The sequence below is a fragment of the Xanthomonas protegens genome (genome assembly GCF_038442435.1).
Taxonomy (GTDB): domain Bacteria; phylum Pseudomonadota; class Gammaproteobacteria; order Xanthomonadales; family Xanthomonadaceae; genus Xanthomonas_A; species Xanthomonas_A sontii.
Genome location: NZ_JAQJCQ010000025.1, coordinates 22,682 through 29,550 on the forward strand (window position 1 = coordinate 22,682; position 6,869 = coordinate 29,550).

The 6,869-nt window shown below is 69.7% G+C and carries 2 protein-coding genes; both read left to right on the forward strand.

Translation table 11 applies throughout. The annotated features are described in order from the left end of the window. Window positions 1-71 precede the first annotated feature (71 nt). Window positions 72-1,772, forward strand: a complete 1,701-nt coding sequence (locus PIQ37_RS20040; protein ID WP_407137087.1) for a ShlB/FhaC/HecB family hemolysin secretion/activation protein — start codon at window positions 72-74, stop codon at window positions 1,770-1,772. A gap of 13 nt (window positions 1,773-1,785) precedes the next feature. Beyond that, window positions 1,786-6,869 (forward strand): GLUG motif-containing protein (locus PIQ37_RS20045; RefSeq protein WP_342074818.1); only part of this gene is annotated, 5,084 nt, incomplete at its 3' end.

Here is a 6,869-nt window from a genome sequence, read left to right on the forward strand (position 1 = left end):
ATTTGCTCAGATTGATCGGCGGTGGGACGGCTACATTGCGCGAGCCTCAACCCTAACGCCACCTTAACATCATGACGATCTCTTGCCGTCCGCGTCCGAGTACGCTGGCGAATGCCCTATTTGTGCTTCCGTGGGCCGCCGGCCTGGCCTTGACCCTGACCTGCGCGACGGCACTGGCCCAGGAGGCCGCCCCGGCCACCGGCACCAGCACCACCGACGCCGCGGCGCCGATCGCGGTCCAGGCGATCCGCGTCACCGGCGTCGGCGTCCATCCGCGCGAGCAGATCGATCCGGCGCGCCTGCAGGCGCTGGCCGACGCCCGCGTGCGCGCACTCGGCGGCGGCACGGTGCCGGCCCAGCTCAGCTTCGCGCAACTGCAGCAGATCGCCGACACGCTGACCCAGGCCTATCGCCAGGCCGGCTTCCTGGTTGCCCGCGCGTATCTGCCGGTGCAGACCCTGGGCGCGGACCAAGTGGTCGAGATCCGCGTGGTCGAAGGCCGCGTCGGCAAGATCACCGTCGAGGGCACGCGCCGCTACGACGACCGCCTGATCGCCAGCCCCGCCCTCGCCCTGCAGGGCCAGATCCTGCGCCAGCAGGATCTGCAGTCGGCGCTGCTGTACACCCGCGACCTGCCGGGTGTGTCCGCCACCTCCGTGCTCAAGCCCGGCGCCAACCCCGGCGAGACCGACGTGGTGATCCAGGCCAGCGAGGAGCGCCCGCTGCAGGTCAGCGTCGGCGCCAGCAACTACGGCACCCCGAGCATCGGCCGCTACCGCGCCCAGCTCGGCGTGGACTGGAACAACCCGCTGGGCCTGGGCGACCACCTGTCGGCCAGCTATGCCTATGCGCTGGATCCGGCCAATACCTGGCAGGGCAGCCTCGCCTACCAGGTGCCGATCGCCGGCGTCGACGGCCTCAGCGCCAGCGCGTCCTACACGCGCAGCGTGGTCAACCTCGACAACGGCGCGTTCGCCGCGCTCGACATCCAGGGGCCGACCCAGCAGAGCGCGCTGGGCCTGGACTGGAAGTTCGTCAATTCCGACGCCTGGCGCGTGCAGAGCTGGCTGCACCTGGTCAAGGAGAGCTCGCGCCTGCAGGGCCTGGGCGTGCTGTTGTCCAAGCAGAAGTTCGACGTGGCCGAGCTCGGCACCAGCGTGCGCCACGACGATCGCCGGCTTCACGCCATCGACCTGCTGCAGCTCAGCGTGCGCGGCGCGCTCGACGACGACTCGCCGCAGACCGACTACCTGTACGCCCGCCACGACCGCCATTTCACGGTCGCGCGCCTGAGCTACACCCGGCTGCAGGGGCTGACCGCTACGCATCGCCTGCAACTGCGGGTCAACGGCCAGTACAGCGACGACACCCTGACTCCGCTGGAGCAGTTCTCGCTGGGCGGACCGACCAGCGTGCGCGCGTTCCCGCTCGGCGCCGCGCTCGGCGATCGCGGCTTCGACTCCGGCCTGGAGTACCAGGTGGACGCGCCGGGCTTCGCCAGCGCCGCCTCGCCGTTCGGCGGCCGCGCCTGGGGCCAGTTGCTGACCGCCAGCGTGTTCTACGACTACGGCCGGGTCTACCCGAACGGCGCCAACCGCGCGGTCTACGACAGCGTCACCACCTTCGAGGGCGCCGGTGTCGGCCTCAGCTTCCGGCTGCCCGACTGGCACGGGCTCTCGTTCGATCTGGCCGCGGCCAAGCCCACCGGCACCACCAAGCCGAGCGACGGCAAGGATGTGCGCTACTGGGCCCGCTTCGGCCTGACCTTCTGACCTGGGGATCTCCATGAACTGCATCTACCGCCTCGTCTTCAACCGCCACCTCGGCGTGCTCCAGGTCGCCTCCGAAGTCGCCACCGGCCACGCTGGCGCAACCGGCACCGGCGCGGCGCGCCTGGCCGCGCCGCTGCTGCCCTTCGCCCTGGCCTGTGCGCTGGCCGCGCCGGCCCACGCCAGCGGCGTGCCGTCGCTGTCCAGCGCCACCGGCGCCACCGTGTCGCAGAACGGCGGCACCCTGCACATCGACCAGAACGCGGCCAAGGCCGTGCTGAACTGGAACAGTTTCAATGTCGGCAAGGACACCAGCGTGGTGTTTGTGCAGCCGTCCAGCTCGGCGGTGGCGCTCAACCTGATCGACGCCAGCCGCGGCGCCAGCGTCATCGACGGCAGCCTGCGCGCCAATGGCAACGTATTCCTGATCAACTCCGCCGGCATCCTGTTCGGCAACCACGCGCAGGTGAACGTCGGCGGCCTGGTCGCCAGTTCGCTGGGCCTGGCCGGCGACGACGACAACGGCTACCTGCTCGCGCGGGGCGACCATGGCGCCGCCAGCGTGGTCAACCAGGGCAGCATCCGCGCCGGCAACGGCGGCTCGGTCAATCTCGTCGGCAACCATGTCGCCAACCGCGGCAGCATCAGCGCCGACGGCGGCGCCATCCGCCTGCTCTCCGCCGATCAGGTCAAGGTGACCATGGACGCGGCCGGCGCGATCGGCATGCAGATGGTCGCGGCGGCCAGCCAGTCGGTGGACGGCGCCGCGGCGGCGGTGGAGAACAGCGGCACGCTGCGCGCCAACGGCGGGCAGATCCTGCTGCAGGCCGGCAGCACCGGGCTGTCGCAGTTGCTGGTCAACAACACCGGCGCGCTCGAAGCCACCGGCATCGACACCTCCGGCGGCAGCGTGCGCCTGGTCGGCAGCGGCGGCGACGTGGCCAGCAGCGGCCGCATCGATGTCTCCGGCACCCGCGGCGGCAGCGTGCAGGTGCTGTCCGATGGCGCGGTGAACGTCGCTGGCCGCATCGACGCCAGCGGCACCGCGGCCGGCGGCAGCGTACGCATCGGCGGCGGCTACCAGGGCGGCGAACAGTTGCAACACGCCAGTGCGGCCACGGTCGCCGACGGCGCGCTGCTCGATGCCAGCGCGACCGGCCAGGGCAACGGCGGCTCCATCGTGGTCTGGTCCGATGGCCACACCGCAGTGCACGGCGCGTTGCGCGCCGATGCGGCCGGCAGCGGCAACGGCGGCCTGCTCGAAACCAGCGGCCACACCGTCGACTTCTCCGGCATCGCCGTCGGCGCCAAGGGCGCCGGCCACGGCAGCGCCGGCACCTGGCTGGTCGACCCGGAAGACCTGACCGTGGACAGCGCGGCCGCCAGCACCATCAGCGGCGCGTTGAACGGCGGCACCAACGTCACCCTGCTCGCCTCCATCACCAACGCCAGCGGCCCAGGCACCGTGAGCAACGGCAGCGGCGACATCAACGTCAATGCGGCGATCGGCTGGAGCGGCAACTCCACGCTGACTCTCGACGCCTACCACAGCATCCATCTCAATGCCGCCGTCACCGCCACCGGCGACACGGCCGGCCTGGTGCTGAACTACGGCGGCTACACCGACAACGGCACCGTTGGCGGCACGGGCGACTACTACGTCAACACCCCCGTCTCGCTCGGCGGCGCACACGCCAGCCTGGCGATCAACGGCCAGGCGTACAGGCTGATCCATTCGCTGGCCGACGCGGCCACCTATTTCAACAGCCCCGGCTCCTACGCGCTGGCGCAGGACATCGACCTGGGCGGCGTCACCCGCAGCAGCGCCCTGGTCTCCTCCTTCCAGAGCAAGCTGGCCGGCCTGGGCCACAGCATCAACAACCTGACCATCTCCGGCGCCAGCGGCTACGTCGGCCTGTTCGGCACCACCAGCAGCAACAGCCTCATCCGCGATGTGCACCTGGGCAATGTCTCCATCTCCGGCGGCTACTACGTCGGCGGCCTGGTCGGCTACAACCAGGGCGCGATCAAGAACGTCACCGTCGACGGCGTGGTGAGCGGCACCTCGGGCGGCATCGGCGGATTGGCCGGCTACAACCTGGGTTTGATCGACAACGGCGTGTTCAACGGCAGCGTCAACGGGCAAAACACCGTCGGCGGCGTGGCGGGCAACAACGTCGGCGCCACGATCCGCAATTCCCACAGCACCGGCAGCGTGACCGGCAGTTCCAGCAACACCGGCGGCCTGGTCGGCTACAACGACGGCGGCAGCCTGACCAACACGTATTCCACCAGCACCGTGAGCGGCACCAGTTCCGTCGGCGGCCTGGTCGGAACCAACCAGAACGCCGGCTCGATCAAGAACAGCTATGCCAGCGGCAACGTGACCGGCAGCAGTTCCATGGTCGGCGGGCTGGTCGGCATGAATTACCAGAGCACCATCGCCAATACCTACGCCACCGGCAGCGTCACCGCAACGGCCTCGGTGGGCGGGCTCGTGGGCGTCAATAACGCGGGCGGTGCCAGCGTCAGCTCCAGCAGCGTCAGCAACAGCTACGCCACGGGTGCCGTCATCAGCACCAACAACAACAACGTGGGCGGACTGATCGGCGCCAATTCGGGCAGCGTCAGCAATGCGTCGTGGGACGTCGATAGCACCGGCCAGGCCAATGCCATCAGCAGCGGGGGCGGCGGCAGCGCCACCAATCTGACCAGCTTCGGCAGCAACAACCGTTACAGCCACAGCACCTACGGCAATCTCGGCACCTGGGCGTTGCTCGCCGGCACCAGCAACGTCTACGTCGCCAGCGATGGCGTCGGCAGTCCGGCCTGGATCATGATCGAGGGACAGACGCGCCCGTTCCTGGCCAGCGAATACAGCACCACCATCGGCAACGCACACCAGTTGCAGCTGATGGCGTACAACCTGGCGGCCAGCTACAGCCTGTCCGCCGACATCGACGCCAGCCAGACTGTCGGCAGCACGGCCAGCGGGATGTGGAGCAGCGCCGGCTTCAGCCCGGTCGGCGACAGCAACAACGCCTTCGCCGGCAGCCTCGATGGCATAAACCACACCATTTCCGGGCTGACCATCGCCCGCGGCGGCACGTCCTACGTCGGCCTGTTCGGCAACACCGGCGCCGCCAGCCGGATCGTCAACCTCGCCCTGACCGGCGCCACCGTCACCGGCACTGCCTACGTGGGCGGCGTCGCCGGCTTCAATGCCGGCACGCTCAGCGGCATCCGCATCACCGGCACCATGAGCGGCACCGGCAACTTCATCGGCGGCCTCACCGGCTACAACAACGCCGGGACGATCTCCGGCGTGCAGACCAGCGGCAGCGTGGTCGGCAGCGGCGGCCCCTACAGCGGCAACTACGTCGGCGGACTGATCGGCAGCAACGTCAGCGGCACGATCAACGCCTCGTCCTCGTCGAGCACGGTGTCCGGCGGCAGCGGCGTCGGCGGCCTGGTCGGCAACGACTACCAGGGCAACTACAGCAACGTGCAGGCCAGCGGCAGCGCGACCAGCACCAGCACTGCCAGCGGCGACCATGTCGGCGGGCTGATCGGCAACGCCAATCAGAGCCAGATCCAGAACGCCTCGGCCAGCGGCAACGTCACCGCGACCACCACGCATGCGGGCGGCCTGCTAGGCCAGGCGTCCATGGCGACCCTCACCAATGTGCAGGCCAGCGGGAGCGTCTCCGGCTCGAACTACGTCGGCGGGCTGATCGGCGTGGCGAACAGGGGGACCATCACGAACGCGCACGCGACCGGTAGCGCATCGGGAGTCAGCTATGTCGGCGGACTGGTCGGCAACCTCTTCAACGCAAGCCTCAGCGACGCTTACGCCGTCGGCGATGTTTCCGGCACGTCGTTCATCGGCGGGCTGGTCGGGTACAACAATCGTGGCGTTCTGACCCGGGTCTATGCCACCGGTTTCGTGGCCGGCACGGATTTCGCCGGCGGCCTGGTCGGCTACAACGAACAGGGCAGCATCAACGCGGCCTATGCCACGGGTCAGGTGATCGGCACCCAGCATCTCGGCGGCCTGGTCGGCTACAACGAGAGCGGCACCATCAACGCCAGCTACGCCACGGGCGACGTGGGTGGCAGCACCGATGTCGGCGGTCTGGTCGGCACCAACGACGCAGGCACGATCAACGCCAGCTTCTTCGCCACCGACATCGGCGGCAATCCGATCAACGCCGGCCTGCGCTTGGCGGGCAGCAACACCGGCAGCATCGACGCGATCAGCGGCGGCAGGTCCTGGAGCGCGCTGAACACCCTGTCCACGTTCACCGACGCCGGCTGGGCGATCGACAACCGCGGCGGCACCGGCCTGACCTGGCGCCTGTACGAACACATGGGCACGCCGCTGCTGCGCAGCTTCCTGACCCCGTTGACGATCAGCAGCAGCGTCTCCGGCCTCGACAAGACCTACGACGGCAACGGCGTCAGCGGCACGCTCGCGTCCTACACGGTCGGCGGCGCCTTCGATCCCAGCCTGCTGTTCGGCTCGTCGCTGCGCTACGCGACCGCAGGCAATGGCGTCGGCAGCTACACCACCGGCAACGGCATGCTGCAGATCGGTGGCCTGGCGTCCTCGCAGCAGGGCTACGACATCGGCTACGTGGTCTCCGGCGGCATCGCCATCACCCCGGCGACGCTGACGGTGACGGCGACCTCCGGCTCCAAGACCTACGGCGGCACCGTCAACCTCAGCGGCTACCGCGTTTCCGGCCTGGTCGGCAACGACAGCGTCTCCGGGGTCGCGCTGAGCAGCGCGGGCGCCGGCAGCGGCGCCGCAGTGGGCAACTATGCCGTCACCGCCTCCGGCGCGACCGGCGCCGGGCTGTCCAACTACGTCGTGACCTATGTCGACGGCAGCCTGCGCGTCGATCCAGCCACCCTGCGCATCGTCGCCAACGACGCCAACAAGACCTATGGCGGCACCGTCAATCTCAGCGGCTACAGCGTTTCGGGCCTGCTCAACGGCGACACCGTCTCCGGCGTCGCCCTGGGCAGCGCCGGCGCCGGTGCCGGCGCCGCGGTCGGCAACTACGCCATCACCGCCTCCGGCGCGACCGGCGCCGG